At 70.8% G+C, this 25,899-nt stretch carries 26 protein-coding genes; 4 read left to right on the forward strand and 22 right to left on the reverse strand.

What is annotated here, in order from left to right; all coding sequences use genetic code 11:
* Position 1 precedes the first annotated feature (1 nt).
* The 15 genes from AC6CCG_RS04545 to AC6CCG_RS04615 form a co-directional block, all read right to left on the reverse strand.
* Positions 2 to 1,234, reverse strand: a complete 1,233-nt coding sequence (locus tag AC6CCG_RS04545) for a phage tail sheath family protein (RefSeq protein WP_496653279.1) — start codon at positions 1,232 to 1,234, stop codon at positions 2 to 4.
* Positions 1,234 to 1,950 carry a hypothetical protein gene (locus tag AC6CCG_RS04550; RefSeq protein WP_496653280.1) on the reverse strand — a complete coding sequence of 239 codons (717 nt, stop codon included), beginning with the start codon at positions 1,948 to 1,950 and terminating at the stop codon, positions 1,234 to 1,236. The genes AC6CCG_RS04545 and AC6CCG_RS04550 overlap by 1 nt, the downstream gene beginning before the upstream one ends.
* On the reverse strand, positions 1,947 to 2,195 hold the full coding sequence (locus AC6CCG_RS04555; protein ID WP_496653281.1) for a holin: 249 nt from the start codon (positions 2,193 to 2,195) through the stop codon (positions 1,947 to 1,949). Before AC6CCG_RS04555 ends, AC6CCG_RS04550 begins: the two co-directional genes overlap by 4 nt.
* A 31-nt stretch (positions 2,196 to 2,226) precedes the next feature.
* Positions 2,227 to 2,547: a hypothetical protein gene (locus AC6CCG_RS04560; RefSeq protein WP_496653282.1), complete on the reverse strand. Its 321-nt coding sequence runs from the start codon at positions 2,545 to 2,547 to the stop codon at positions 2,227 to 2,229.
* Between the two features lie 420 nt (positions 2,548 to 2,967).
* The gene (locus AC6CCG_RS04565; RefSeq protein ID WP_496653283.1) at positions 2,968 to 5,766 is read right to left on the reverse strand and encodes a helix-turn-helix transcriptional regulator; all 2,799 of its coding nucleotides are present in this window, start codon (positions 5,764 to 5,766) and stop codon (positions 2,968 to 2,970) included.
* Positions 5,767 to 5,838: 72 nt separating this feature from the next.
* A complete protein-coding gene (locus AC6CCG_RS04570) occupies positions 5,839 to 6,741 on the reverse strand; it encodes an aldehyde dehydrogenase family protein (RefSeq protein WP_496653284.1) in 903 nt (300 codons plus the stop codon).
* A gap of 2 nt (positions 6,742 to 6,743) precedes the next feature.
* Entirely contained in the window at positions 6,744 to 8,201 is a 1,458-nt protein-coding gene (locus AC6CCG_RS04575) for an aldehyde dehydrogenase family protein (protein WP_496653285.1), read from the reverse strand.
* Between the two features lie 13 nt (positions 8,202 to 8,214).
* Positions 8,215 to 9,162, reverse strand: coding sequence for a deoxyribose-phosphate aldolase (gene deoC, locus AC6CCG_RS04580; RefSeq protein WP_496653286.1), 948 nt, complete (start codon positions 9,160 to 9,162; stop codon positions 8,215 to 8,217).
* Positions 9,163 to 9,183: 21 nt separating this feature from the next.
* Positions 9,184 to 9,603 (reverse strand): type II toxin-antitoxin system VapC family toxin, encoded by a 420-nt coding sequence (locus tag AC6CCG_RS04585; RefSeq protein ID WP_496653287.1) that lies wholly within the window; start codon positions 9,601 to 9,603, stop codon positions 9,184 to 9,186.
* A complete protein-coding gene (locus AC6CCG_RS04590; protein WP_496653288.1) occupies positions 9,600 to 9,839 on the reverse strand; it encodes a FitA-like ribbon-helix-helix domain-containing protein in 240 nt (79 codons plus the stop codon). Before AC6CCG_RS04590 ends, AC6CCG_RS04585 begins: the two co-directional genes overlap by 4 nt.
* Before the next feature lie 39 nt (positions 9,840 to 9,878).
* Positions 9,879 to 10,421, reverse strand: a complete 543-nt coding sequence (locus AC6CCG_RS04595; protein ID WP_496653289.1) for a TetR/AcrR family transcriptional regulator — start codon at positions 10,419 to 10,421, stop codon at positions 9,879 to 9,881.
* Positions 10,414 to 11,127, reverse strand: a complete 714-nt coding sequence (locus tag AC6CCG_RS04600) for a polysaccharide deacetylase family protein (protein ID WP_496653290.1) — start codon at positions 11,125 to 11,127, stop codon at positions 10,414 to 10,416. Before AC6CCG_RS04600 ends, AC6CCG_RS04595 begins: the two co-directional genes overlap by 8 nt.
* A gap of 24 nt (positions 11,128 to 11,151) precedes the next feature.
* Positions 11,152 to 11,982, reverse strand: a complete 831-nt coding sequence (locus AC6CCG_RS04605; RefSeq protein WP_496653291.1) for an aminoglycoside phosphotransferase family protein — start codon at positions 11,980 to 11,982, stop codon at positions 11,152 to 11,154.
* 17 nt (positions 11,983 to 11,999) lie between these two features.
* Positions 12,000 to 12,983: an aldo/keto reductase gene (locus AC6CCG_RS04610; RefSeq protein ID WP_496653292.1), complete on the reverse strand. Its 984-nt coding sequence runs from the start codon at positions 12,981 to 12,983 to the stop codon at positions 12,000 to 12,002.
* A 57-nt stretch (positions 12,984 to 13,040) separates the two neighbouring features.
* Complete coding sequence (locus tag AC6CCG_RS04615) at positions 13,041 to 13,511, reverse strand: MerR family transcriptional regulator (protein ID WP_496653293.1); 471 nt, start codon at positions 13,509 to 13,511, stop codon at positions 13,041 to 13,043.
* A 78-nt stretch (positions 13,512 to 13,589) separates the two neighbouring features.
* Here AC6CCG_RS04615 and AC6CCG_RS04620 point away from each other — a divergent pair, with 78 nt between their 5' ends.
* The gene (locus AC6CCG_RS04620; protein ID WP_496653294.1) at positions 13,590 to 14,261 is read left to right on the forward strand and encodes an HAD family hydrolase; all 672 of its coding nucleotides are present in this window, start codon (positions 13,590 to 13,592) and stop codon (positions 14,259 to 14,261) included.
* A gap of 12 nt (positions 14,262 to 14,273) precedes the next feature.
* Here AC6CCG_RS04620 and AC6CCG_RS04625 read toward each other — a convergent pair whose 3' ends face one another.
* The 7 genes from AC6CCG_RS04625 to AC6CCG_RS04655 all read right to left on the reverse strand — a co-directional run bounded on the left by AC6CCG_RS04625 (position 14,274) and on the right by AC6CCG_RS04655 (position 22,077).
* On the reverse strand, positions 14,274 to 14,708 hold the full coding sequence (locus AC6CCG_RS04625; protein WP_496653295.1) for a PIN domain-containing protein: 435 nt from the start codon (positions 14,706 to 14,708) through the stop codon (positions 14,274 to 14,276).
* Positions 14,709 to 14,719: 11 nt separating this feature from the next.
* The gene (locus tag AC6CCG_RS04630; RefSeq protein ID WP_496653296.1) at positions 14,720 to 14,968 is read right to left on the reverse strand and encodes a type II toxin-antitoxin system Phd/YefM family antitoxin; all 249 of its coding nucleotides are present in this window, start codon (positions 14,966 to 14,968) and stop codon (positions 14,720 to 14,722) included.
* Positions 14,969 to 14,997: 29 nt separating this feature from the next.
* Entirely contained in the window at positions 14,998 to 16,170 is a 1,173-nt protein-coding gene (locus AC6CCG_RS04635; RefSeq protein ID WP_496653297.1) for an acyl-CoA dehydrogenase family protein, read from the reverse strand.
* Positions 16,167 to 18,398: a transketolase C-terminal domain-containing protein gene (locus AC6CCG_RS04640; protein WP_496653298.1), complete on the reverse strand. Its 2,232-nt coding sequence runs from the start codon at positions 18,396 to 18,398 to the stop codon at positions 16,167 to 16,169. Before AC6CCG_RS04640 ends, AC6CCG_RS04635 begins: the two co-directional genes overlap by 4 nt.
* Positions 18,399 to 18,400: 2 nt before the next feature.
* Positions 18,401 to 19,951, reverse strand: a complete 1,551-nt coding sequence (locus AC6CCG_RS04645; RefSeq protein WP_496653299.1) for an aldehyde dehydrogenase family protein — start codon at positions 19,949 to 19,951, stop codon at positions 18,401 to 18,403.
* A complete protein-coding gene (lat, locus tag AC6CCG_RS04650) occupies positions 19,948 to 21,303 on the reverse strand; it encodes an L-lysine 6-transaminase (protein ID WP_496653300.1) in 1,356 nt (451 codons plus the stop codon). Before lat ends, AC6CCG_RS04645 begins: the two co-directional genes overlap by 4 nt.
* 243 nt (positions 21,304 to 21,546) lie before the next feature.
* Complete coding sequence (locus tag AC6CCG_RS04655; RefSeq protein WP_496653301.1) at positions 21,547 to 22,077, reverse strand: MarR family winged helix-turn-helix transcriptional regulator; 531 nt, start codon at positions 22,075 to 22,077, stop codon at positions 21,547 to 21,549.
* 187 nt (positions 22,078 to 22,264) lie between these two features.
* On the opposite strand from AC6CCG_RS04655, the gene AC6CCG_RS04660 reads away from it, so the two are divergent.
* The 3 genes from AC6CCG_RS04660 (at position 22,265) to AC6CCG_RS04670 (ending at position 25,892) form a co-directional block, all read left to right on the forward strand.
* On the forward strand, positions 22,265 to 23,440 hold the full coding sequence (locus AC6CCG_RS04660; protein WP_496653302.1) for a DegT/DnrJ/EryC1/StrS family aminotransferase: 1,176 nt from the start codon (positions 22,265 to 22,267) through the stop codon (positions 23,438 to 23,440).
* A 71-nt stretch (positions 23,441 to 23,511) separates the two neighbouring features.
* Positions 23,512 to 24,810 carry a neutral/alkaline non-lysosomal ceramidase N-terminal domain-containing protein gene (locus AC6CCG_RS04665; RefSeq protein ID WP_496653303.1) on the forward strand — a complete coding sequence of 433 codons (1,299 nt, stop codon included), beginning with the start codon at positions 23,512 to 23,514 and terminating at the stop codon, positions 24,808 to 24,810.
* On the forward strand, positions 24,807 to 25,892 hold the full coding sequence (locus AC6CCG_RS04670; protein ID WP_496653304.1) for a glycoside hydrolase family 172 protein: 1,086 nt from the start codon (positions 24,807 to 24,809) through the stop codon (positions 25,890 to 25,892). The genes AC6CCG_RS04665 and AC6CCG_RS04670 overlap by 4 nt, the downstream gene beginning before the upstream one ends.
* Positions 25,893 to 25,899 lie beyond the last annotated feature (7 nt).

Below are 25,899 nucleotides of genomic sequence, written 5' to 3' on the forward strand. Positions count from 1 at the left end.
GTCATTCCCCGATTCTCTCGGTCGCGGTGCCGCCCATCGACTGGCTGATCTTGAACACGACGAACTCGGCCGGCTTGACCGGGGCGACGCCGATCAGGACGACGACCTGGCCGGCGTCGCGGACCTCGGGCGGATTCGTTTCTTGATCACATTTGACGAAGAACGCCTGCTGCGGGCTGCTGCCGAAGAGCGCGCCGTCCCGCCAGACCCGGGTCAGGAAGTTGCTGATCTCCCGGTTGATCGATCCCCAGAGGAACGCGTCGTTCGGTTCGAAGACGATCCACCGGGTGCCCTCGGCGATCGATTCCTTGATCATGTTCATCAGCCGGCGGACGTTCAGGTAGCGCGATTCGCTGGCCTCGGCGGCCAGGGTCCGGGCTCCCCAGACCCGGATGCCGAGTTCGGGGAAGAAGCGGATGCAGTTCACGCCGGCCGGGTTGAGCAGTTCCTGCTCCTGCCGGGTGACCCGGTAGGCGAGGTCGACGACACCGCCTGCGATGGCCTGGTTCGCCGGCGCCTTGTGCACGCCGCGTTCGGCGTCGGTCCGGGCCCAGACTCCGGCCAGGTGACCGGACGGCGGGGTCTCCACGATCTCGCCGCCGAGCGGGTCGTAGGCGCGGAGCCAGGGGAAGTAGAACGCGCCGTAGTCGGACTGCCGGGGCCGCGCCGCCTCGACCGGGGCCGGCTCGGCAGGTTCGGCCGCGGCGTCGGCGGCCGCGCCGCCGGAACGCCGGCCGCCGCCGGTGCCGCTGGCGACTTTGGTCAGCGCGTCGACGTCGTTGACCCCGGCCGGCGGGTCCAGGATCGCCAGCCGGTCGCCGAGCCGCTCGCAGTGACTCAGCAGCGCCTCCCAGGTGACCGGGTCGGCGAGGCCGGGCGCGGCGACGATCGAGATGTCGTCGATCGCCTCCAGCAGGTCCAGCCCGGACCGCTGCCGGCCACCACCCGCGATCGGGTTCCCCGGGCCGACGTTGACCACATAGCAGCGGCCGCCGCCGTTGGCGAAGAATCCGTAGACGGCCCGGGCCAGCGGCGTGCCGGCGAGGTCGTCGCGGCCCGCGAAGTTGCGCAGGAAGTCGGACCAGTTGTTGATCGCGACGGCCTCGTTGAGCCGCGCCGCGTCGTCCGGCGCCACGCCCAGGAACGCCGCGGTGCTGGTGCCGACCGCGCCGATCGGGCGGGCCCCGCCAGGCACTTCTTCGACATAGATGCCGGGGGCACGATAGTTCGGCATCAGACCTCCTCGAGCTCGAAGCGGATGATCAGGGATACGTCCTCGCCGGCCGAATCGACCTCGGTCTCCAACCGGCGGCCGCGGCCGACCAGCCGGAGCCGGGTCCGGTCCTGTGCCGGGACGCTGCCGAAGCCGAACTCGCCCCGGCTGTTCGTGTTCGCGTACGCACCGGTCGCGGACACCTCGACCCGCAGCCCGGCCAGCGGCACGTCGTCGGGGCCGAGCACGGTGCCCCGCAGCGGCCGTACCGGAAGGTCGTCGATCCGCAGCGGGCGCCGGACCAGCACCGGTTCCGGAACCACCCGGGCGACCTCGGCCGGTACGTCGAACAGCAGCGCCGGCCGCGGCGCGGTGCCGAGCGCACGCCAGAGCTCCGGGGCCAGCGGCGCGATCCGGACCTCCGGCTCGTCCGCCCGCACGGCCGCCGTCAGCACCCGGTCCAGCAGCCGCGTCGCGCCCGGCTCGGGCCCGTCCGCCGTCACCAACTGCCGGACCTTGAACCGCAGTGGCGGCCGGCCCCCGACCGGCCGCACCTCGGTCTCGGCCACCAGTTCGATCGGCCGGACCCGCAGCTCCGGCTGGTCCGGCTCTGCCGCGTCACCGGCCCGGACCGGGCCGTCGACGACGGTGCCGAGCCACTCGGTCAGCCGCGCGATCGCGCCCTCGATGGGCCCGGGCCCGTCCGGATGATCTTGGTCCACGGAAGGCTCCGTCACCGTGCCGGTGCGCCGGCTTTGGGCTTCAGCTCCTCCGGGCCCCAGGACGGCGCCTGGCGGGCCACCCCGCCGACGATCGACGTGAGCACGGAGATCAACATCGCCATCAGCGCGGCCAGCAGGGCCTTGACGAAATCGATCTGCAGCAGGTTGATCGCGCCCGACCCGAGCAGGGCCAGCAGGGTCTGCGCGAACGTCTTGATCGCGCGCTCGGCGGTCGCCTTCCAGAAGGTTGCGGTGAACATCTCGGCGGTCCTCTCGCTCCTCGTTCCTCGGTCAGCCGGGCCCGTCGGCGCCGGACTGGAATGCCTCGACGATGCGCTGGTACGAGATCGCCGCCCGCTCGAACACCCGCCGGACCGCATCGATCGACGAGCCCTCGACGAGGAAGAAGCACGTCTCGTCGCTGGGCAGGGCGATACAGGACCGCACCAGCACCCACCCCGACCCGGACCGCAACGCCGACGCGGCACTGCGCAACTGGGACACGGTGGCGGTCACCAGCCGGGGACTGGTCAAGGGAAGATAGGCCTCGACGAGGAACGTCCCCCGACGTCCGTCGCCGTCATCCCCAGGCCCACCCAGGATGGCTTCCACATCCGAACGCTACGGACGCACGTGCGGCGGCGAAGCCGGGAAGAACCCTCTAATTGATCACCCGTGACCCTCGGGTCCTGCCGCCGACCCGGCCTGCCGTACACAACCCCGGAATCCTCTCCCCGGTGCGGTTGTCGGCCTTCGCACCCTTTCGGGTCGGTTGCGGGTGCGGTTGTCGACAATCCCGCAGATCGAGCCGGGGGTGCGAGTTGGGCGCCGGGAGGGCTGAGGCGTGTCGCGATTCCTCCATGCTCGGAGGGTTCGGGTCCGGCTGCCACGCGGCAACCTCCCGACCGTGGAGGAATCCCGACACCGACGGAGCACCGTCCCCTCGGAGCACCCGATCAGGCCTCGCGTGGGCACAGTGTGGAACCTGGAGCACACCAGACCCGGCCCGATCTTCCACGATCCGGCGCCCGCCTACTGGCTGACCGGCTCCGAGTTGATCATGGAGCGGAGATCGCGGCGGGACCGGACGCCGAGTTTGCGGAAGACCCGGCCGAGGGTGGCCTCGACGGTCTTGGTGCTGGTGAACGTCGTGGCCGCCACCTCGCGGTTGGTCATCCCGGTCGCGGCGAGCCGGGCGATCCGTTCCTCGGTCGGGGTCAGCTCGCCGACCGTGCCGCGGCGCAGGCCGAGCCGGCCCAGCTCCTCGTCGGCCCGGTCGACCCAGGGCACCGCGCCGAGGTCGGCGAAGAGCTGCCGGGCCGAGACCAGGGCGCCGCGGGCGGCCAGGCGCTCCCGGCGGCGGCGCAGCAGCCGGCCCCGGACCAGCAGCGTCCGGGCCCGTTCGAACGGCATCCCAAGATCATCTTGGAGCCGCAGTGCCTCGTCCAGGGCCGCCGCCGCGGCGTCCAGGTCGCCGCCGGCCAGCTGCCGGATTCCCTTGCAGCGTTCGGTGGTGGCGACCAGCCACGGGTACGGGGCGACCTCGGCCCGGGCCTGCAGCCGGGCCAGCAGGCGGTCGGCCCCGGCCAGGTCACCGCGGCCGACCGCGACCTCGAACTGATCACCGTGGAACGGGTGCCGCGCCGGCTCGGCCACGCCCATCTCGTGGATCAGCGCCTCGGCGGCCGCGAAATGATCATGGGCCAGGGCCAGCTCGCCACCGTAGAACGCGATCGAGCCGAGCAGTCCGTACTGCATCGCCGAGACCCACGGATCGGAGATCGCGGCGGCGAGCTCCAGCGCCTCGCTCGCCGACGCCCGCGCGGCGTCCAGGTCGCCCAGCTGCGCCTCGGCCAGACCCTTGGCGTACAAGGCGAAACCGCGCCAGCGTCGCTGGCCGGACTGGTCCAGGATCTCGATCGAGCGGTCCGCCTCGCGCAAGGCCAGGCGAGGGTCGCCGAGCCGGCAGTCGATCTCGGCCAGGTGCATCAGCGAGGTCGCCACCGAGATCTCGTCGCCCACTTCGTGGCCGAGGTCGTACGCGGCCGCGTACGACTGCCGGGCCGTCGCCGGATCGATCAGCTTGACGATCCCGCGCCAGATCATCGTGGCCCAGGATCCCTTCCAGGAAAGGCTGTCGGGGTCGAGCAGGGCGTACACCGCCGCGATCCGGTCGAGGTCGAGCCCAAGTCCGTTGTAGAACCGGTAGTACTCGGTCATCAAGATCACGCAGGCATACAGGTCGGGGTCGGTCTCGGCATCCGACTCGAGCAGCAGGGCGTGTGCCGACTCGATCCGGCGCAGCTGGAACCGGGCGTCGTGGGTGCCGTACCAGGCGCCGCAGAGCCGGGCCACGATCCGCAGCGAACGGTCGGCGCCGGCCTCGCCGGAGGCCTCCTCGCAGAGCTGCACCGCCTCCCGCGGGTTGCCCTCGTAGAAGATCACCTCGGCGAGCTGGACCAGCACGCCGGCCCGGTCGTGGCCGGCCGGCAGCGCGCGGGCGCTCGCCTCCAGCAGTCCGCGGGCGCGCGGGGCGTCGCCGGCGTGGAACAGGCAACTGCCGGCCGCGGCCAGCCGGAGCGACCGCGGGACCGCCGAGTCGGCCGGTGTCCGCTGCGCCGCCAGCTCCCAGAACTGCGCCGCCGAGCAGGGGGCGCCGCGGGCCTGCGCCGAGGCGGCCGCCGCCTCGAGCGCGGCCGCAACCTCCCCGTCCGGCTCGCTGGTCACCCAGGACAGGTGCCAGGCGCGCTGCTCGACGTCCTCGACGATCGTCGCGAGGTGCTGATGCAACTGCTGCCGGCGGAGCGGCGGCAGCGTGGTCTGGATGGCCGACGCGAGCAGCGGATGGGTGAACCTGACCCGGTCGCCGGCCACCTCGAGGATGCCGTGGTCGACCGCAAGGGTGAAGCCGTCGCGTTCCTCCGGCGTCGTCAGCGCCGACCGGACCATGGCGAGATTCGGCTGGACCAGCGTCGCCACGACGGCCAGCGCGCTCCGGGCCCGGGCCGGCAGGGCACCGATCCGGCCGACCACCAGTTCGCTCAGCCGGTCCGGGATCGGCAGTTGATCACCGGGCGCCGGCTGGCCGCCGGACCGGGCCAGGGCACCCGCGATCTCCAAGGCGTAGAAGGGGTTCCCCTCGGCGGCCCGCTCGATGAGGTGCAGGGTCGGCCGGGTCAGCGCCAACCCGGTCCGGGCCCGGACCAGGGTGTGCAGGGCGCCGAGACTGAGCCCGCCGAGGCCGATCCGGCTCACCCGGTCCGGCGGCAGCGCGAGCTCCAGCCCGAACGGCGCGTCGTCGCCCGCCTCCTGGCGCAAGGAGACCAACAGCCCGATCGGCTCGTCGTCCAGCCGCCGGACCAGGTGCTCGACGACCGCAACGGTGGACGGGTCCAGCCACTGCGCGTCGTCGATGGCGATCAGGACCGGCTGATCCCGGGCCAGGGTCCGGACGAGTTGCAGCACCCCGACCCGGACCGCCCGGTGGTCCGGTACCGAGGCGTCGGCGTCGGCCCGGAGCAGCGCCACCTCGAGTGCGTGCCGTTGCGGGGCGGGCAGTCCCGCCAGCCCGTCGTCGGGCAGCCGGTCCAGCAGATCGCCCAGCCCGACGAAGGAGAACCTGGACTCGGCCGCGGTCGGCCGGCAGCACAGGATCCGGTAGCCGAGCGATTCGGCCGCCACCAGGGCCTGCCGCCAGACGGTCGTCTTGCCGATCCCGGCGGCCCCGTCGATGACGCAGCCGTACGGACCGTCCCGCATCGCGGCAACGGCCGACGCGGCGGCGGCGAGCTCGCGCTCCCGGCCGACCACCGGCGCCTCTCGACGGTCCACCTCAACATTCTCGTGAGGTCAGTCGGCGCTGTATAGGTAGGAAAGTCCCACGTCACCCGCCGGGAAAATGGGTCAGTACGCGGAGCCGCCGGCCAGCGAGACGGCGCCGGTGGGATGCCAGACGGTCTTGGTCTCCAGGAAGGCGCGCAGCCGGCCGGTGCCGGGCGGCGCCGCGAAGTCCGGGGTGCCGGCCGGCACGTAGACCCGCTTCAGGGTCTGCGCGGCGGAGCGCTCCAGCTCGGTCCGCAGTTCATGATCATCCGGATGGTCGGTGACACCGGTCAGGTCGAGCGCGTTCACGTCGGCGTGCGCGGCGAGGTGCGGGCCGAGCTCGGCGGCCTTCCCGGTGAGGATGTTCACGGCGCCGCCGGGCAGGTCGGAGGTGGCCAGCACCTCGGCGAACGAGATCGCGACGCACGGGTCCGGCTCGGACGCCACCACCACCGCCGTGTTGCCGCCGGCCAGCACCGGCGCGACCACCGAGACCAGGCCGAGCAGCGGCGAGTCCCGGGGCGCGAAGATCACCACGACGCCGGTCGGCTCCGGCGCCGAGTAGGAGAAGAACGGGCCGGACACCGGGTTCGAACTGCCGAACGCCGCGGCCAGCTTGTCGGTCCAGCCGGCGTAGTGGACCAGCCGGTCGATCGAGGTCTCGACCTCCGACGCGGACACCCGGCTGGTCACGCCGCGGCTGCTGGTGATCAACTTCGTGAACTCGCGGGCCCGTCCCTCGAGCATCTCGGCGGCCCGGTAGATCACCTGCCCGCGGTTGTACGGCGTCGCCCCGGCCCAGGCGCCGAGACCCTTCCGGGCCGCGACCACGGCATCCCGAGCATCCTTGCGGGACGCCAGCGCCGCATTGGCCATGAAGCCTCCTTCGGCATCGACCGCCTGGTAGGTACGGCCGGACTCCGACCGCGGGAACTTGCCGCCGATGAACAGCTTGTACGTCTTCGGAATCGCGAGGTGCGCCATGATCACTTCCCGTCGGCCAGGGGCTCGTCGTCGCTGTGCAGGTAGGCCGCCATGCCGGCCGGTCCACCTTCCCGGCCGTAGCCCGACTCCTTGTAGCCGCCGAAGCTGGCCGCGGGGTCGAACCGGTTGAACGTGTTGTCCCAGATCACGCCCGCCTGCAGCGCCGCGGCCATCCCCATCGCCCGGGAGCCCTTCTCGGTCCAGATCCCGGCGGACAGCCCGTACGGCGTGTTGTTGGCCTTGGCGATCGCCTCGTCCGGGGTCCGGAACGTCACCGTGGTGAGCACCGGGCCGAAGATCTCCTCGCGGGTGATCCGCATCGACTGGGTCGCCTCGGTGAAGATCGTCGGGGTCACGTAGTAGCCCTTGTCCGGCACCGCGCAGGAGGACCGCCAGACCTCGGCGCCCTCGGCGATGCCGGCCTCGGTCAGCTCGTTGATCTTGTTCAGCTGCATGATCGAGTTGATCGCGCCGACGTCGGTGTTCTTGTCCAGCGGATGGCCGACCCGTAGCGTCTCGACCCGCGCCTTGAGCCGGTCCAGGAACTCCTCGGCGATCGACTCCTGGACCAGCAGCCGGGAGCCGGCGCAACAGACCTGGCCCTGGTTGAAGAAGATCCCGTTGACGATGCCCTCGACCGCCTGGTCCTGGGCGGCGTCCTCGAAGACGATGTTGGCGCCTTTGCCGCCCAGCTCGAGGGTGAGCTTCCGGCCGGTGCCGGCCAGCTCGGCGGCGATCCGCCGGCCGACCGCGGTGGAGCCGGTGAACGCGACCTTGTCGGTGTCCGGATGGTTCACCAGGGCGGAGCCGATCGCGCCGGCTCCGGTCACGATGTTGACCACGCCGGGCGGCAGGTCCGCGTCGGCGATGATCTCCGCCAGCACCAAGATCGACAACGGCGTGGTCTCGGCCGGCTTGATCACCACCGTGTTGCCGGCGGCCAGCGCCGGGGCGATCTTCCAGGCCGCCATCAGCAGCGGGAAGTTCCACGGGATCACCTGACCGGCCACCCCGAGCGGGCGTGGCTCCGGCCCGAGACCGAGATGATGCAGCTTGTCCGCCCAGCCGGCGTGGTAGAAGAAGTGCTGCGCCGCCGTCGGGACGTCGAAGTCGCGCGATTCCTTGATCGGCTTGCCGTTGTCCAGCGACTCGATCACGGCCAGCTCGCGGGCCCGTTCGGCGATGCCGCGGGCGATCCGGAACAGGTACTTGCCGCGCTCCGCGCCGCTGGTCCTCGACCAGACCCGGTCGTACGCCTTCCGGGCCGCCTTGACCGCGGTGTCGACGTCCTCCTCGGTGACGGTCGAGTAGCTGGTCAGCGGCTCGCCCTCGGACGGGTCGATCGTCTTCACGTCGTCGCCGTGGCCCTCGACGAACTTGCCGTCGATGAACGGCAGGTAGCGGTCCTTGACGCCGGCGATACTCGGCGACTCCGGTGCCGGTGCGTATTCCCAGTCCATGATCAACTCCCGGTCAGTCGACGGTCACGTAGTTGGCGCCCCAGTAGTGACCCTCGAGCTGGGTCCGGCGCTGCATGATCAGATCGTTCAGCAGCGAGGAGGCGCCGAACCGGAACCAGTGCGGGTCGAGCCACTCCGGCCCGGCCACCTCGTTGACGGCGACCAGGTAGCGGATCGCGTCCTTGGCGTTGCGGATCCCGCCGGCCGGCTTGACCGCGCGCTGCTCCCCGGTGAGGTCGCGCCAGTCCCGGACCGCCTGCAGCATCACGTGGGTGACCGGCAGCGTCGCGGCGGGGGAGACCTTGCCGGTCGAGGTCTTGATGAAGTCGGCGCCGGCCAACAGGGCCAGCCAGGACGCTCGCCGTACGTTGTCGTAGGTGGCCAGCTCGCCGGTCTCCAGGATCACCTTGAGCCGGGCCGAGCCGCAGGCCGCCTTGATCGCCTGGATCTGCTCGAGGACAAGGCCGTACTTCCCGGACAGGAAGGCACCGCGGTCGATCACCATGTCGATCTCGTCCGCCCCGGCCGCGACCGCGAGCTCGGTGTCGGCCACCTTGACGTCGAGGCTGGACCGGCCGGACGGGAACGCCGTCGCCACGCTGGCCACCAGCACGCCGGTCCCCTTGACCTCCGCCACCGCCGTCTCGACCAGGTCCGGGTAGACACAGACCGCGGCCGCGTGCGGCGTCTCGGGCCGCTCCGGGTCGGGCAGGATCGCCTTCCGGCACAGGTTGCGCACCTTGCCGACCGTGTCCGCGCCCTCCAGGGTCGTCAGGTCGACCATGGACACCGCCAGGTCCAGGGCGGCGAGCTTGGACGCCTTCTTGATCGAGCGGGTGGCGAGGTTGGCCGCGCGCAGTTCGATGCCGACCGGATCGACCGCCGGGAGGCCGGTCAGGAACCTCCGCAGCCGGGTCTCGTCGGCGATCGCGTCGCTGATCGCGTCTTGAGTCGGGCTCATACCGCCGATCCTAGTGCCGGGTCAGGAGGCCCAGGGATCGATCAACTCGATGCCGGTTCCCTCGAAATCGCCGGTGCTCCGGGTGGCGCAGGCGGCGCCGTTGCTCCGACAGATGGCAGCGATCTCGGCGTCCGCCATGCTGATGGGACGGCCCGCCCTTTCCCGGGCCGCGACGATCCGGGCGTAGCTGCGCGCGGACTCGGTGTCGAACGGGAGGATCGCCCGCGTCCCGAGGTACGGTTCGAGGGCGTTCTCGACCTGTTCGGTCAAGGACGTCCGGCGCCGGCCAGGTGGTAATCGCTGCAAACCTGCCAGGAGTTCGGCGACCGTGATCGTGGTGATCGCCACGTCGTCGGTCAACTGTTCCAGCCAGGTGAGGACGCGCTGGTTCGGCTGCGGCCGCAGCGTCTCGGAGACGACGTTGGTGTCGAGGATGATCAAGGGAAGTCCACCGAGCGAGCCGGATCGCTGCGATCGGGCACCGGCAACTCGTCGATGCCGCCTGACTCCTGTCCGGCCTTCACCAGGGCCAGTCCGATGTGGACCCGACCGCCGGCCGCGGCCCGAGTGAGGATGTCGCGCACCTCGGCCTCCATGGACCGTCCGTGATCGCGGGCCCGTTCGGCGAGCCGTTGTTTCACGGTCTCGTCAAGTCCCCGTACGACGATCGATGCCATGGTCACGCCCCTCGAGTCGGCCTGATAGCAGTGATGATATCAGGACCGCGTCAGGTCAGCCGCGGCCGCGAAGGCGGCGCGGGGGTCGGGATGGCGCTCCGGGTCGGCCCAGATCATCTGGGCCAGCCCGATCGCCATCGCTGCGGCGGCCTCGCAGCGCAGCGGATCGCCGTCGTAGTCGCCGCGCCTGACCAGAGCTTCGGTGAGCTGCTGCCGCCAGGTCCGCGTCAGGCCCAGCGCCGCGGACCGGATGTCGGCGTTCTGCTGGATCACCCGGAACGCCTTGCCGGTCAGGGAATCCGGGGCCATCGCGTCGATCGCGTCGCAGAGGGCACCGCCCAGCGCGGCCCAGTCGCGGGTCGGTTGATCATCCAGGGCGTCCGCGACCTCGGCGCCGAAGGCGGCGATCTGATCAAGGACCAGGTCCTCCCGGCGGCTGACGTAGCGGAAGAAGGTGGGCCTCGAGATGCCGGCCGCGGCGACGATGTCGGCCACGGTCACCGCCGGATAGCCGTCGGCGAGGAACAGGTCGAGGGCGACCTCGTCGATGGCTTCCCGGGAGGTGGCCTGCGGCCTAGCCATCGATCAGTTCCGAGACCGTGACGAACCGGTAGCCCTGCCGGTGCAGGTCGTCGATGATCATGCCGATCGCCTGCCGGGTCGCGGTGCGGCCGTACCAGGGGTGCAGCAGGATGATCGAGCCGGGTCGGGTGCCGGCGACCGTCGCGATCGCCAGTTCCTCGGCGGAGCGGGTGGCGTTCTCGCTGTCGGCCTCGACGTCCCAGGTGACGGTGGTCCGCTGGGTCGCGGCCAGGTAGAGCGGTAGGGTCAGCAGTTTCTTGCCGTACGGCGGCCGGAAGGTGATCTCCCCGTCGTAGCCGGCCTGCCGGATCAGCCGGTCCGTGGCGGAGACCTCACGGGCGATCTCGGACGGCGGGAGCAAGATCATCCGTGGATGGCTCCAGGTGTGATTGCCCAGCTCGTGCCCGGCGTCGACCAGCTCGGCCGCGGCGTCGGGGAACCGCTCGATCCCGTTGCCGTTGAGGTAGAACGTCGCCCGTACCGACCGATCGGCCAGGGTCCGAAGGATCGCCTCGGTGTCGGCGTCGCCGGTCGGGCCGTCGTCGAACGTCAGCGCGACCACCTTCTCGGTGGTGTCCACGCGGTCGACCAGGCGCCCGGCGACCTGCACGGTCCGCGAGTTCATCAACCGAAAGCCGCCGGCGAGCACCAACGCGAGTTCGAGGAGGCAGATCCCCACGACGATCACGATCACCCGTACCTTCATATGAGACACGGTATCAAAACCGTGTCAGGCGAGCAGCAGGCCCGCCTCGTGCAGGACCCACGGCCATGACTCGGGGTCCACGAAGGTGGCGAACCGGAGATGATCAAGGGCGATCCGGGCACCGCAGAACCGCCAGATCTCTGCCGGTACGGCAGCCTCGGCGCGGTCCTTGACCAACGCCGACGCGGCCGGTTCGAAGGCGTCGACCGAGGCACCGCCGGTCCACAGCCGGACCAGGTCGAACCGGGCGTCGCCGGCCCTGGTCCCCTCCCAGTCGATCACCGCGGCGAGCCGTCCGTGATCATCGACGAGCACGTTGCCGGTGTGGAAGTCGCCGTGCACCACGTCACCGGTCCGGAAGCCTGCGGCGTCGGCGGTCCGGCCGACGGCGAGGACCCGGTCCAGCACGGCGACCGCTCGTGGATCGGTCAGCCGCGGCCGCAGCTCGGTGCCGCCCTCGATCTCGTCGGCCAGCCGCCGTGCCCAGCCGCCGTCCGCCCGCGGAGCGGCGCCCCGGTGCAGCTCCCAGAGCTCGACCAGGCGACCCGCGACGGGCTCGGTGATCCGGTCCGGGACCTCGCCCGGCACGTACTCCTGCAGGGTGAAGACCGTGCCCTCGACCAGGCCGAGGTCGAGCACCGCCGGGATCGGGTAGCCGCGATCGCGAAGCCGGTCGGCCGCTGCCGCCGCCTCGGTCACGGCGGCGAGCGACAGCGACTCCCAGTCCGGCAGCAGCTTGAGCACGGCCCGCCCGGCGCCGGCCGTTCGGACCAGAACGGCTCCGAAGACCCCGCCGTCGAGCCGCCGCTCGATGGTCAGGCCGAGCCGTTCGGCGGCGCGTTCGGCGGTGATCACCGGGCGACCGTACCCGCTCAGGCGCTGCGGCCGGCGACCCAGGCCATGTCGGGGTAGCGATCACCGGAGGCGACGAGCGCGTCGAGTCCGGCCAGCGCGGTCTCGGGCAGTCGTACCTCGACCGCGCCGAGGTTGTCCTCGAGGTTGGTCCGGCGCCGGGTGCCGGGGATCGGCACCACGTCCTCGCCCTGGGCCAGCAGCCAGGCCAGGGCGATCCGGCCGGGGCTGGTGGTGAGGTCGTCGGCGAGGTCGCGGATCCGCTGCACCAGGGCCAGGTTGCGGTCCAGGTTCTCGGCCTGCCAGCGGGGCAGCGTCCGCCGGAAGTCGCCGTCGGCCAGGTCGGTCGTCGCGGCGATCGCGCCGGTCAGCAGGCCGCGGCCGAGCGGGCTGTACGGGACCAGGGCGATCCCGAGTTCGCGCGCGGTCGGCACGACCTCGGACTCCAGGTCACGCGTGAACAGGCTCCATTCGCTCTGCAGCGCGGCGATCGGGTGCACTGCCACAGCGCGCCGCAGCGCCTCCGGCGACGCTTCGGAGAGGCCGAGGGCGCGGACCTTGCCGGCCTCGACCAGCTCGGCCATCGCGCCGACCGACTCCTCGATCGGCACCTCCGGGTCGACCCGGTGCAGGTAGTAGAGATCGATCACGTCGATACCGAGCCGCTGCAGCGATCCGTCGACCGCCCGCCGGGCGTTGTCGGCCGAGCCGTCCAGGCCGTTCGGCATCTGGGTCACCGGGTGCGGCGTGATGCCGAACTTGGTGGCGATCACGACCTCGTCCCGGCGGTGCTTGAGCACCTCGCCGACCAGGCTCTCGTTGTGTCCGGCGCCGTACATCTCGGCGGTGTCGAGGAAGTTCACGCCGGCGTCCAGGGCGGCGTTGATCGTCGCCAGTGACTCGGTCCGGTCGGCCGGGCCGTACGCGTTGCTCATGCCCATGCAGCCGAGGCCGAGGGCGGAGACGGAGAGGTCGCCGATCTTGCGATGAGGGAAGGTGGGCATGCTTGAATCTCCTTGCATGATTGGGAAGTCCAGAGGAAGTTGGAGGTCGGGGACTAACTAGGCGCCGCAGTCGCCGCCGTAGGTGGTGATCTTGTAGTCGATCACGGCCTCGGCGAACTCCAGATCGGCGATCTGCTGCCGGATCCGGTCCCGGTGCCGTTCCAGCAGGGCGAGCCGGTCCGGCACCGTGTCGGGCCCGGCGTTGACCAGGTCGACGTAGCGTTTGATGTCGCGGATCGGCATGTCGGAGAGCCGCAGCCGGGTCAGGAAGACGATCCGGCCGACGGCCTCGCGGTCGTAGCAACGGTAGCCGTGGGCGTCCCGCGCCACCTCGACCAGGCCGATCCGCTCGTAGTAGCGCAGCGTGTGCGCCGAGACGCCCACCAGCTCCGAGACCTCGGCGACGGTCAGCGCCGCCTCGACCTCGTCGCCGAACACCTGGCTGGTGAGCGAGTGGGTCAGGGCCGGGAGCTGGTCCGGCGGCGTGGACTCGATGAGCTGTCGTACCTCGGTCGCCGTGAGCGTCATGTCCTCGAAGGTACGCCTTCGAGTGTGCTCAAACGCAAACCCTGAGGGTGAGGATTCCCCGGTGGTTAGGCTCGGGCCGTGACCCGAGTCCACGCCGTCCTGCTCGACGTCTACCGAACGCTGATCGACGTCGACTTCGAGGCCGCGCTGGACCAGCTGGCCGCCCGGTCCGGGCTGAGCCGGGCCGACTGGGTCACCGGGATCGAAGCCAATGCCGCGGCACTGACGATCGGGACGATCACCCTGGAGCAGGCGTTCGCCGAGACGTTCCGGCTGGCCGGTCAGGAGCCGCCGGACCTCGAGGCTCTGCTCCGGCATGATCGCGACGTCCTCGCCGGGCAGGCCAGGCTCTATCCCGACGTCCGGCCGTTCCTGGCCGAACTGCGGCGGCGCCGGGTCGCTACGGCGCTGGTCAGCAACTGCTTCGCCAACACCACCGACCTGCTGCAGCGGCTGGGCCTCACCGACCTCACGGACCGGGCGTTCCTGTCCTGCGAGGTCGGAGCCGCCAAGCCGGATCCGGCGATCTTCCGGGCCGCACTGGCCGGCCTCGACGTCCGGCCGGAACAGGCGATCTTCGTCGACGACCGGCCCGCGAACTGTGCGGCGGCGGCGGGCCTGGGGATCACCGCCGTGCTGATCGACCGCGGCGCCGCAACGCCGGGCGCGGTGACGTCGCTCGAAGGGGTGCTACGGATGATCATCGGACCTCCGGTCGCGAGGCCATCGACGGTCCCCGGGCGATCCTGAATGATCGAGTGTTCAGAGGTCGTCGGGAAGTAGGCGGAAGTACTTCTCGCCGCCGATGGGACGAAGGGCGCGGAAATGTTTGCGATCCAGGGTGAGGATGGCGTTGGTGCGAAAGGTCGCAGCCAAGGCGACGTTCATGGCATCGGTAAGACCGATCTCGCTGTGTCGCCGCATGATCACCTGGGCGGCCGCGAGCTCGGGACCTACGTCCGGGACCTCGAAGCGTCGGATCGCGATCTGGCCGAGCATGTAGTCAAGGGCCTGCTCGGCAGCCGTCGCGCTGATTCCGGTCGTGAGCAGATAGTCGAGTTCGGCGAGCACCATCGGCGAGACCACTGCGTGGCTGAGGGACGCCATGGCGGCGCGACAGCGCGCGTGCTCGGGTTCGCTTCGATCGAAGTACGCCAGCAGGCCGGACGTATCGGCAATCGCGACGGGTGCCGGCATCGAGGACTCGGTCACCGCCCGAAGCCGCGCAGGTAGTCGTCCATGCGATCAACCAGGTCGCCCGGGCCGTCGAACACGGGCGCGCTCGGGTCGTCTCCCATCGCGTCGGTCGGATAGCTCGGAAGCGGATCCTGGTCGGCCGGAATGACCGTCGCGACATGCCGACGGTTCTTGAAGACGCGCACCGTGCGCCCGCCCTCGACCTCGGCAAGGATCTGGGACGACTGTTGGTTGAACTCCCGTGCAGATGCGGTCTCCATGCCCCAAATGTACTACATGTAGAACAGATTCAGCTGAAGGCGCTGTGGCCGGTCAGGGCCTGGCCGATCACCAGCTGGTGCACCTCCGAGGTGCCCTCGTAGGTGAGCACCGACTCCAGGTTGCTGGCGTGGCGCAGGACCGGGTACTCGCCCGTGATGCCGGCGGCGCCGAGGATGGCCCGGCACTCGCGGGCGATGGTCAGCGCCTCTCGGACGTTGTTGAGCTTGCCGAGGCTGACCTGGCGCGGGTCGAGTCGATGATCATCCTTGAGCCGGCCCAGGTGCAGCGCGAGCAGGAAACCCTTCTGCAGTTCGAGGGCCAGGTCGGCGAGCTTGGCCTGGGTCAGTTGGAACGCGGCCAGCGGGCGGCCGAACACCTCCCGGGTGCTCGCGTACGCCAGCGCCGTCTCCAGGCAGTCCCGGGCCGCACCGAGTGCGCCGAACGTGATCCCGAACCGGGCCTCGTTGAGGCAGGACAGCGGTCCCTTCAGGCCGGTCACGTCCGGCAGCACGGCGTCACCCGGCAGCCGAACGTCGGTCAAGATCAACTCCGAGGTCACCGAGGCACGCAGCGACAGCTTCTTGCCGATCTTGGGCGCCGAGAAGCCCGGGGTGTCGGTCGGCACCACGAAGCCGCGGATCCCCTTCGGGTCGTCGGTGGTCTGCGCCCAGACGATCGCCACGTCGGCGACGCTGCCGTTGGTGATCCACATCTTGGTGCCGTTGATCACCCAGTCGTCGCCGTCCCGGCGGGCCCGGGTCCGCATCCCGGCCGGGTTGGAGCCGAAGTCGGGCTCGGTCAGGCCGAAGCAGCCGATCAGCTCGCCGGCGGCCATTCCGGGCAGCCAGGCCTGCTTCTGATCCTCGCTGCCGAACTTCCAGATCGCATACATGGCCAGCGATCCCTGCACCGAGACCATGCTGCGGATGCCGGAGTCGCCGGCCTCCAGCTCGAGGCAGGCGAGGCCGTACGAGACGGCGTTGGCACCGGCACAGCCGTAGCCGGTCAGGTGCATGCCGAGCAGGCCGAGGGCACCGGCCTCCTTCATCAGGGCGAGGTCGGGCTCGCCGCTCTCGTACCAGCCGGCGACGTGCGGCCGGACCCGTTCGTCGACGAACTCCCGCACACCGTGCTGGATGTCGCGCTCGTCCTCGGACAGCAGGTGATCGACACCGAGGAACTCCAGGGGTCCGACAGTCATGATCTTTCCTTCCCGGCCAGGTCCGTGGCCGCCTTGATGATCTCATCGGTGTCCAGCAGGACGTGGCGCGCTGCCGCGCCGAGGGGTACGAAGCTGTCGGCGCTGGACACCCGGGCCAGCGGCCCGGCGAACCCGCCTTCGACGAGGGCCGTGATCACGCCCTCGCCGACGCCGCCGGAGCGCCGGGTCTCGTCGACGACGAGCACTCGCCCGGTGGCATGGGCCGCTGCCAGCACGTCCTCGACCGGCAGCGGGGCGAGCCAGCGCAGGTCCAGCACGGTCGCATCGATCCCTTGGGCTGCGAGGGATTCGGCGGCCCGCAGGCTCATCGGGACGCCGTTGCCGAACGTGATCATGGTCAGGTCCGGGCCGGACCGGACGGTCCGGCCCCGGCCGATCGGGGCCGGGTCACCATGATCGATCCCGAGCCAGCCGCCGTCGCCGGCGGCGTGCAGGTCCCGGGTGTGATAGAGCGCGATCGGCTCCAGGAACACCGCCACCGTACCGTCGGTCGCGGCCGCCGCCACGCAGGTCCGCAGCAGCGCGGGCGCGTCGTCGGCCCGGCTCGGGCAGGCCACCACGAGGCCGGGAATGTCCCGCAGTACGGCTACCGCGTCGTCGTTGTGGAAGTGCCCGCCGAACCCCTTCTGGTACGCCAGCCCGGCGATCCTGATCACCAGCGGGTTGCGCCAGCGGCCGCGGGAGAAGAAGGACAGCGTGGCCGCCTCACCGCGGAGTTGATCTTCGGCGTTGTGCAGGTAGGCCAGGTACTGGATCTCGGGGATCGGCACCAGCCCGGCCAGCCCGGCGCCGAGGGCGAGGCCGAGGATCGACTGTTCGTCCAGGATCGTGTCGAACACCCGCGCCGCGCCGAACCGCCGGGCCAACCCGCGGGTCACTCCGTAGACGCCGCCCTTGACACCGACGTCCTCGCCGAACGCGATCACCCGGCGGTCGGAGTCCATGATCACGGACAGCGTCGCGTTGATCGACTCGGCGAGCGTCGCGGGCCGGTCGGACCCCCGCTCGGCCCAGCGCGCGGCCAGTTCGGCGACCCGGTCCGGGGTGCGCGGGGCCAACGGCTCGATGATCTCGGCGGCGGACGCCAGTTGCCGGGACCCGGTGAGCCGGCCGGCCTCGGCCCGGACCTCGGCGCCGATCCGGTCGTAGGCCGCCAGCACCTGGCCGGCGGAGGCGCCGTGGTCGATCATGGCGCGGGCGGTGCCGAGCAGCGGATCGAGGTCGTAGGCCGCCTCGATCTCGCTCGGCTTCCGGTAGCCGATCTCGGCGTCGCTGCCGGCGTGGGCCAGGTAGCGCACCGTGCGCAGGTGCAGGAAGACCGGGCGGCGATGATCACGGACCCGGCGGACCGCGTCCATGATCACCGGCCAGGCGGTGACCGGGTCGGCGCCGTCCGCGGCCAGATAGTCGAGGCCGGGCCGGCTCCCGTACGCGTGCTCGATCCAACCGGCCGGGGTCCGGACCGAGATGCCGAGGCCGTTGTCCTCGCAGACGAACAGGATCGGCACCGGCAGCCCGCGGTAGGCGGTGTTGATCGCCGTGTTGATCGCGCCGGCCGCCGTCGAGTGGTTCGCCGACGCGTCGCCGAACGAGCAGACCACGATCGCGTCGGCCGGCCATTCATGATCGACACCGAGCCGGGCCGCCCGCTGAAGGGCGATCGCCAGGCCCACCGCGCGCGGCAGGTGCGAGGCGATCGTCGAGGTCTGCGGGATGATCGCCAGGTCGGGGTGACCGAACACCTTGTGCCTGCCGCCGGCGATCGGCTCGTCGGCCAGGCACATCAGGCCCTGCAGGACATCCGTGACCGGCGTGCTGCCCTGGCGCAGCCCGGCCCGGGCGGCATAGAAGCCGCCCGACCGGTAGTGCAGCAGGGCCGGGTCGCCGAGCCGGGTCGCCAGACCGATCATGGCGTTGCTCTCGTGGCCGGCCGACCCGATCGTGTAGTACGCCAGCCCGCGTGCCTGCAGTTCGCGCGCCACCAGATCAAGCTGCCGGCTGGCTGCCTGTGCTTCGAACAGGCTGGCCCAGTCGCGATCGGCACGCGCCCTGAGCCTGTCGAAGCGTCGTCCTGAGCCTGTCGAAGGGGGCCTTGGGGTCACCGGGCCTCGCCCTTCGACAGGCTCAGGGAGCTGAGGGGGCAGCTCAGGGAGCGTTGCCAGCCGGTCGCGGAACGCCCGGTCCAGCTCCTCGGCCGGCGTCGCCATGATCAGTCGTCCAGACGGAAGTCACGATCCGGGGTCAGCTCCACGGTGTCCATCTGCGCCTTCTGCAGCCGGCCGGAGTAGTCCCAGTTCACCGACTGCCAGCGGGTGAACTGATCGAGCACCCAGACGCCCGACTGCCGGGAGCCGTTGCCGGACTTGCCGTTGCCGCCGAAGGGCAGGTGCGCCTCGGCACCGGAGGTCGAGTTGTTGATCGACACCATGCCGGCCCCGATCCGGTTCCGGAACGTGAACGCCTCCTGCGGATCGGTCGTGTAGATCGCCGAGGAGAGTCCGTAGCCGGGACGGTTGGCCAGGTCGATCGCCTGGTCGAGGTCGCGGTACGTGATCACGCCGACGATCGGGCCGAAGGTCTCCTCCAGGAAGAGTTGATCATCGGGCCGGACCCCGTCGACGACCACCGGGTGGTAGAACAGCCCGGCCGCCGGATCCCCGACGAAACCGTCCCGCGGGTTGTCCGCCCCGATCCGCCCCTTCCCGCCGACCACGGTGTGGTGCGGCTGGATCCAGCCCAGGTACTCCTCGTACCGGTCGGCGAACTTCTGGTCCAGCATCGGGCCCATCAGCACGTCCTGCGTCGGATCGCCGATCCTGGCGGCCGCGACGGCGCGGGCGAACCGGGCCAGGAACTCGTCGTGGACGGACTCGTGGACGATCACCGTACCGAGTGACGTGCAGCGCTGGCCGGCCGTACCGAAGCCGGAGAACAACGCGCCCTCGACCGCAAGATCGAGATCGGCACTCGGCGTGATCACCAGCGGGTTCTTGCCACCCAGTTCCAGGCAGGCGTTCTGCAGGTGCCGCCCGGCCAGGGCGCCGATCTCCCGGCCGACGGCCGATGAGCCGGTGAAGCCGATCTTGTCGATCAGCCCGCGCTCCAGCGACTGCTCGAGCCCGGCGAAGGTCTGCTCGCCGTCGGCGAAGACCAGGTTGAACACGCCCGCCGGCAGCCCGCCGCCACGGACGAAGATCTCGTGGAACGCGGCGGAGACGACGGGGGAGTAGTCGGCCGGCTTCCAGACGATCGTGTTGCCGGCCAGCAGCGCCGGCACGATGTACCAGGACGGCACCGCGACCGGGAAGTTGCCGGCGGTGATCACCGCGACGGCGCCGACCGGCACCCGGTGGGTGAACAGCTGCTTGTCCGGCATCTCGCTCGGCACCGTCTGCCCGTACAGCCGACGTCCCTCGCCCAGGAAGAAGTCGCAGGTGTCGACGATCTCCTGCACCTCGCCGAGCGCCTCCGCGTACGGCTTGCCGATCTCGGCCGTGACCAGCCGGGCCAGCGCCTCCTTGTTGTCCTCGACCAGGCGGCCGATGTGGGCGATGGCGCGGCCGCGGATCGGGGCCGGCACCGCGGCCCACTCCCGCTGTGCGGCCTTCGCCGACTCGGCGGCCCGGACGAACGTCGCGGCATCGGCGAAGGCGACCTCGCCGACGACCTCGGCGGTGCGAGCGGGATTGCCGCTCGCCACCGTACGGCCGCCGTCGACCGTCTTGCCGTCGACGACGGAGGTGATCAAGGTCTTGCTCACTGCACGTTCTCCGTTCCGTTCGCGAGCCGGCCCAGCGCGCGACCCAGCGCGGCCACCGCCTCGTCGATGTCCTCGTTCTCGATCGACAGGGCCGGGCGGAACCGGATCGACCGCTCGCCGCAGGGCAGCGCCACCACGTGTTCAGTGTCGCGCAGGTCGGCCAGCAGCGCATCACGGGCGCCGGGGCCGGCCAGGTCCACCGCGATCATCAGCCCGCGGCCGCGGACGTTGGCGAGGGTCCCGGGCCGTTCCGCGGCCAGCGCCCGCAGCCCGGCGACGAACCGTTCGCCCTTCGGCCCGGCGGCCTCGATCAGCCCCTCGGCCTCGATGATCTCCAGCAGCCGCTGGGACCGGACCATGTCGACCAGACCGCCGCCCCAGGTGGAGTTGATCCGGCCGGAGACGTGGAACACGTTGTCGGCGACCTCGTCCACCCGGCGGCCGGCCATGATCCCGCCGACCTGCACCTTCTTGCCGAACGCGACGACGTCCGGCTGCAGCCCGAGCTGCTGGTACGCCCACGGCGTGCCGGTCGTCCCGGCGCCGGTCTGTACCTCGTCGACGATGAACAGGGCGTCGTGATCATGGGCGAGCTGCTGCATCGCCTGCAGGAACTCCGGCCGCAGGTGGTTGTCCCCGCCCTCGCCCTGGATCGGCTCGGCGATGAACGCGGCGATGTCGTGCGGATGATCCTCGAACGCCTTGCGGGCCTGGGAAAGCGCGCGCTCCTCGGCCGCGATCACGGACTCGAGATGATCTTCGAGCGGGTGCACGATCGCCGGTACGTCGATCCGCGGCCAGTCGAACTTCGGGAACCGGGCGACCTTGCCGGGCTCGGTGTTGGTCAGCGACATCGTGTACCCGCTGCGGCCGTGGAACGCCTTGCTCAGGTGCATGATCCTGGTGCCCAGGCCGGGATCCCGGCCGGCGGCCTCGTTCTGCCGGCTCTTCCAGTCGAAGGCGACCTTGAGCGCGTTCTCGACCGCGAGCGCGCCGCCCTCGATGAAGAACAGATGCGGCAGCTCGGGGTCACCGAGCACCCGGGCGAACGTCTCGACGAACTCCGCGTACGCGCTGGAGTACATGTCCGGGTTGGCCGGCTTGTTCGCCGCGATCATGGACAGCTTCGCCAGGAACGCCGGGTCGTCGACGACGCCGGCCGGGTTCAGCCCGAGCGGGGCGGAGGCGAAGAACGTGTAGAGGTCCAGATAGGAGACGCCGGTCCGGGCGTCGACCAGCCGACTGCCGCGGCTGCGTTCCAGGTCCAGGACGAGCTTGAACCCGTCGGTCAGTACGTGCCGGGAGAGCACCTCGTGCACCTCGGCAGCGGAAACGTGGGCATGTTCGGCCATGTCGCCTCCTCACAGGATGATTTTCGGTGAGATCCACTCTAGAGGAGAAGTCTTGTCGAAGGCGAACTGTGAGGTGGGCGAATTTCGGGAGCCCCGAAGGTCGGTGATCCGGCCGCGTCGGCTCGCTCGCTGACCAGGCCGGAGGTCACCGGGCGGGATGGTCCAAGGGGCGTCGCAGCGACTGTGGCCCTTGGGCGTCGCCGGCGCAGGCGGCGCGCTCGGGCCGACAGGGATTGTCGGTGGTCAGCGGTCGTCCGCGACGGCGAGCAGGCGGGTCCCCTCGGATTCGACGGCCAGGGCGAGCTTGCGGAGCAGCCCGGAGAGTTGCGTGCGTTCGGGGCGGGTCAGGGCGGAGAGGAGCTCCTTCTCGGCGTCGCTGATCACTTCGATCGACGCCTCCAGGGTCCGGTGCGCCAGGGCGGTGAGCTCGACGAGCAGTCGCCGCCGGTCGTCGGGATCGTGTACGCGGATGACGTACCCGGACTGTTCGAGCCGGTCCAGTCGGCTGGTCAGGGTCGCCGGGTGGATGTCGGCACGCTCGGCGATCAAGGTGGGTGTCGCGCGGTACGGCGATCCCAGGGAGCGCAGGTGCCAGAGGATGTCGAACTCGAAGTTCTTCAGGCCCTGATCGGCGACGACTCGGGCCCTCAGTCGATCCATTCGTCGGACGAGGACCTGCATCCGGACCACGACACCCTCGACCGTCGGGTCGATGCCCGGCACCTCGCGTCTCCAGATCCTGACGTGACGATCGATCGAATCCTTCTCCGTCATGGCGCGATCGTACGTCTCCGGCACGACGCGGTGATCAGCTCTCGACACGGATTAGTACGATCTCGTAATATCTCATGTCGTTCCTTTACCTCAGCACTCGACCGTCCGGAGGGATGGCATGCACCATCGACTGGGATTGCTCGGCGGTACACCGGTTCGGAAGGAGCCGTTCCCGAGCTGGCCGCCGGTGACCGACTCGGCGGTGGCCGCGATCACCGAGGCCGTCACGGCCGGCACCTGGGGTGACGTGGCCGGACCGGCCAAGACCCGGTTCGAGCAGGAGTTCGCCGCCTACCACGGCGCCCGGCACGGCATCGCCGTGTGCAACGGCACGGTCTCGCTGGAGATCGCGCTGCGGGCGCTCGGGGTCGGCCACGGCGACGAGGTGATCGTTCCCGGCTACACCTTCCTGGCCACCGCGACCGCGGTGCTGTCGGTCAACGCGCTCCCGGTCTTCGCCGACATCGAGCCGGTCACCGGCTGCATCGACCCGGATGCGGTCGAGGCGCTGATCTCGCCGCGGACCAAGGTGATCATTCCGGTGCACCTGGCCGGGCATCCCGCCGACCTGGACCGGATCTGCGCGATCGCCGAGGCTCACGGGCTGGCGGTGATCGAGGACGCGGCCCACGCGCACGGCGCCGAGTGGAAGGGTCGCGGCGTCGGCTCGTACGGCGACTTCGGCAGCTGGTCCTTCCAGGCTTCGAAGAACATGACCGCCGGTGAGGGCGGGATCTTGATCACCAACGACGACGAGCTGGCCGAGTCGGCCTGGAGCCTGCACCACTGCGGCCGGTCCCGGACCGGCGCCTGGTACGACCACCGCCGGCTCGGCGGGAACTACCGGCTGACCGAGTTCCAGTCCGCCCTGCTGCTCGATCAACTCGGCCGGCTCGCCGAGGACGTCGCCCGCCGCGAGCGCGGCGCGGCGACGATCACCGACGCGCTGTCGAAGATCGACGGGCTGGAGCCGCTCGGCCGCGATCCCCGCTGCACGGCGCACGGCTACCACCTCTACCAGTTCCGCTACCACGCGGACGCCTTCGACGGACTGCCGCGCGAGCGGTTCGTGGCGGCCCTCGCCGCGGAGGGCATCCCGTGCAGCGCCGGATACGGAGTGCCGCTGGACCGGCAGGGCGTCTTCGCCGACCGGGCGTTCGACGTCGCGGCCACCGGCTGGACCGCGGACAACCCGCGCACCCGCTACGGCCGGACCGAGCTGCCGGTCACCCAGGCGCTCTGCGACGAGGGCGTCTGGATCCCGCAGTTCGTCCTGCTCGGCGAGGAGCGGGATCTGGCGGACCTCGCCGAGGCGCTCGACAAGATCACGAGGTCGGCGGCCGAGCTTCGGGTACCGGCCTGATCGGCGTGCTCACCAAGACGATGTGACCACCTGAGCGGCACCGGAGTCACCCATCCCACCGGAGTGTGATCATGACCAGCACCACGCTCGGCGCCGCGATCGCCGACATCACGCCGCGACACCCGGTCGACCTGTCCGGGTTCGCCAGCCGCACCGAGCCGCTGACGGGTGTCCGGGCTCCGCTGGAGCTGCAGGCGTTCGCGTTCGGTGACGAGGCCGGGCTGCGGGCCGTCCTGGTCGCCGCCGACCTGCTCTGGTGGGGACCCGACATCGCCGACGCGCTGCGGACCAGGATCGCCGCCGATCACGGAATCGGGGCCGAGGCGGTGCTGCTGCACGCGTCCCACACGCACAGCGGGCCGCAGCCCGGGCTGACCTTCTCGACGTTGATCGGCCGCGGCGATCCCGACTACCTGGAGTTCCTGGCCGCGACGACGCTCGAGGCGGTCGCCGCCGCGGTCGCGGACCGGGAGCCGGTCACCGTGGCCCGCGGCAGCGGCTCCTGCTCCATCGCGCTGAACCGCCGCCGGGCCGATCCCGGCGGCGGCCGCGGCGGGCCGGATCCTGCCGGGCCGAGGGATCCCGAGGTCGCGGTGATCAGGTTCGACCGGCCGGACGGGTCGGCGAAGGCACTGCTGACCCACTACGCCTGCCACCCGGTGATCACCGCCGACCAGCTGGCCGGGCCCGACTTTCCCGGGGTGACCAGGGCTCGGCTGGCGGAGCGGCTCCCTTCGACAGGCTCAGGGAACAGTGTGGTGATCGGGTTCCTGCAGGGCTGCTGCGGCGATCTTGATCCGGACCTGACCGAAGGGGACCGGTTCGTTCGTGGCGGGGACGCCGATCTTGAACGGCTCGGCGGCGCCCTCGCCGACGCGGTGATCACGGTGCTGGAGGCCGGGCTGGAACCCGCCGGCGACCTCGCGGTACGGACCCGCACCGGCACCGCCCGGCTGCCGCTGCACTCGCCGTCGCTGGCCATGCTGGCGAACCGCAAGGACGAGGAGGGCATCTGGGGCGACTGGGCCCGGCACCTGTTGGCGCACCCGGAGTTGATCACCGAGGAGATCCCGCTCCGGCTGATCATGCTCGAGCTGACCGACCGGTTGGCCCTGCTCGGGCTGGACGCGGAGATCACCGTCGAGTACGGGCTGTGGCTGAAGAACTGGTCCAACGGAGGTGTCTTGCCGATCCCGTACACCAACGGCATGATCGGTTACGTGGTCACCGCGGATCAGGTGCGCCAGGGTGGCTACGAGCCGGACGACTCCTTTCCCTACGTCTACCGGTCCGGGCGGTTCACGACCCGTACCGAAGAGATCGTCCGGTCCGCGATCACCAGCCTCCTCACAGAACGGACGACCGCGTGACCTCCTTCGACGGCCTCGGCCTCCATCTCGGCAACCTGCATCAGCTCTCCGACGCGCAGTCCCGGTCCCTGTCGGCCGAGAACCCGACCGGTGCCCCGGGCCAGGGAGCGTTGGCCACCGAGGGTCTCGGCGCGGCGGCGGCCCGTGATCTCGGGCAGGGCTGGAAGGTCGCCCCGGCGGTCAAGATCGCGCCGAAGTCGATCTTCGAACTCGGCGACATCAGCGGCCCTGGCTCGATCCAGCAGATCTGGATGACCACCACCGCGGCGGCCCGGACGTTGGTCCTGCGGATCTACTGGGACGGGCAGGAGCAGCCGTCGGTGGAGACCCCGCTGAACGACTTCTTCGCCTCCGGCTGGGGCGTCTACGCGCCCATCGCGTCGCTCGCGGTCTGCGTGAACCCGAAGAACGGCTTCAACTCCTACTGGCAGATGCCGTTCCGGCAGCACTGCCGGATCACCGTGGAGAACCTGGCCGACGACGAGTGCATCCTCTTCTACCAGGTGAACTACCAGCTGACCGAGGTGCCCGAGGACTCCGCGTACTTCCATGCCCAGTTCCGCCGGACCAACCCGCTGCCGTACGCGGAGGAGTACACGATCGTCGACGGCGTGTCCGGCCGCGGCCACTACGTCGGCACCGCCGTCGCCTGGGGCGTGAACAACAGCGGCTGGTGGGGCGAGGGCGAGCTGAAGTGGTTCCTGGACGGCGAGGACGCGCCGACGATCTGCGGCACCGGCACCGAGGACTACTTCTGCGGCGCCTGGGGCTTCCACGTCGGCTCGCGCTACGAGACCTTCACGACGCCGTACGCCGGGATGCCGCTGAACACGACGCCGGACGGCAGTGATCAAGATCCCGGCCGCAACCAGACCCGGTACGGCCTGTATCGCTGGCACATCACGGATCCGATCCGGTTCCGGACCGGGCTGAAGGTCACCATGCAGGCGCTCGGCTGGCGCAGCGGCGGCCGCTACCTGCCCTTGCAGGACGACATCGCCAGCGTCGCCTACTGGTACCAGACGCTGCCCACCGCGCCGTTCCCGGAGCTCCCGGACCGCGACGGACTGGAGATCATCTAGCACACTG

The organism is Microlunatus sp. YIM B11417 (assembly GCF_059617205.1).